Consider the following 1,964-nt stretch of genomic DNA (forward strand, 5'->3'; position numbering starts at 1 on the left):
GGAATATAAGTACCGAGAAGTGCTGCACCAGGATGCGGAAGGTAATATGAGAACTCTATTGTACCTGGAAACCACGAAAGAGCACCGGTAGCAGGTGTCGGTCCAAAATAAAGAGGTGCAAACCAACTATATACTGCTCCTGAACAGTCGCAAACTTCATAATCATCACCAACATCAAAACCTCCAAAAGGAACACCTATAGATGCTTTTACTTGATGGGGAATACATATACCATAAAAAAGAGCCGCTATAAGAAAGAAAATTCCAAAAGATTTAGATAGTACTTTGAAATAATTCATATTATTGATACTTATAAGTATAACTCATTTTAGAATAAATCCAGGTGATTGCTGACTATATCCAGCAGAAGTTACAGCAATAATTGGAATAATGAGACCTCCCGCACCGCTTAGAGCAGCTGCTTTTTGTTGTATTGCTGCTGCCTTAGAGAAAGATGAAAGTTGTGAGGGAATAAAGGTAAGAGTTTTCCCATCTGTAGAATTGAGATGCGTAACTGTTCCAAGAGCAGTAATAATAGTGGTATCCGATGTAAAACCTGTTCCAGTAATAGTTACTGTATCATTTCCACTCACTTGCGCAGGTGAAACACTCGTAATTGTTGGGGCTTGTGATGGATTTTGAGTCACTACTATAGAAACAGGCTTATTTTGAGCTGTTTTTGCAGTAATTCCATTACTAGTAATACCTAGATTGTAGGTTCCACTTGGTACAACCTGTGGAACAACAATAGTAATGTGCTGTGCATCAGAAGAAGTCTGATTTTGAAGAGAATATTGGCCTATTGTAACGGTATTTTGGTTAGTACTAAAACCAGTACCTCCAAGAGTAATAGTACCGCCTGGGGCCACTTGATAGGGAGTTACACTATACAAATTGAGAGAATGATCTACCAATCCAGAGCTAGAAAGCTGGTTATTTTGACTTGAATTTACCGTCGTTTGGGTGGTAATGGATCCATTTTGGAGATTAAGAGCAAAACTATTGAGTTGCTTGAGCGTTAATGGCCCTACATAGCCATTTCCTGACGAAAGACCTGAAGGAATAAGAATGTCCGTACTATATTTATTTTGAAATTTAATGACCGCTTGCTTGGTAAGCGCACCAAAGTAGGTGGTTTCGTGTCCTAGAGAACCAATGCCACTTGCTGCAACGGCTGTTGCAGGATCACTATTTAAGATTTGTTGGAGAGTAACAACATCAGATGATGTCATTCCAACAGAAAGTGAATGGGTAAGTGGGGAATATGCAGCTGCATCAACTTTCTTTGAAGAAAAAACATAAAAAAAGCTTCCAAAAAATACAAAAATACTGAGAGAAAAAATAATACTTGGAATTATCTTTTTATATGCTGACATAGAATTAGTATATCACGTGGCACTTATCCCCAAATGTATAAGAAAAACATGAGATTGCTTGATATACTTAGTAATAAAAACTGATTGTAATTTCTTGACACTTCCATCAAAAAAAATAATACCTGTTATCATTGCTTGCATCGTCGCAGGAGGAACTATTACGTATGCAGCAACATTCAATAACAATGATGTGCATGCACAGCAAACAGCCGCACATCTTTTAGTTGATACTTCAAAAACCACCATTCCTGTTTCAGATGATGTCTGGCAAAATACTCTTGCAACTGTCGAACCAGGATCACAGCAATTAGTAATTACTGCAACAACAACTCCAACAGTACCTCTCAATAGCACTCAGCTTATGGCCCACAATCTCATTTCAAGCTATTTAAGTTTGAAGCAGCAAAACAATGGCACACTTTCAGATGCAGATCAGCAAGATCTTGCACAACAAATAGTTACAAATAGTGCATATAATCAACTTTCTACCGCTTCTTCAACAAGTTACTTTTCAAATGATATTAAAATTACCACTGATGATAATGATGCGGCTGTTCGCGCCTATGGAAATGCTGTAGCTACCGCCAT

The 1,964-nt window shown here is 37.9% G+C and carries 3 protein-coding genes; 1 reads left to right on the forward strand and 2 read right to left on the reverse strand.

Annotated elements, in window-relative coordinates:
* On the reverse strand, nucleotides 1-299 hold a 299-nt coding region (locus VGT41_00565; GenBank protein HEV2600764.1), incomplete at its 3' end, for a hypothetical protein.
* Between the two features lie 24 nt (nucleotides 300-323).
* Nucleotides 324-1,376 (reverse strand): peptidoglycan-binding domain-containing protein, encoded by a 1,053-nt coding sequence (locus VGT41_00570; GenBank protein ID HEV2600765.1) that lies wholly within the window; start codon nucleotides 1,374-1,376, stop codon nucleotides 324-326.
* A 58-nt stretch (nucleotides 1,377-1,434) separates the two neighbouring features.
* Between VGT41_00570 and VGT41_00575 the strand changes: the two genes are divergently transcribed.
* Nucleotides 1,435-1,964 (forward strand): hypothetical protein (locus tag VGT41_00575; protein HEV2600766.1); only part of this gene is annotated, 530 nt, incomplete at its 3' end.

The sequence above is a fragment of the Candidatus Babeliales bacterium genome, from assembly GCA_035944115.1.
In the GTDB taxonomy this organism is placed as follows: domain Bacteria; phylum Babelota; class Babeliae; order Babelales; family Vermiphilaceae; genus DASZBJ01.

Coding starts and splice junctions, on each gene's coding strand:
- VGT41_00570 (HEV2600765.1), bottom strand. CDS start 1,376: ATGTCAGCATATAAAAAGATAATTCCAAGTATTATTTTTTCTCTCAGT.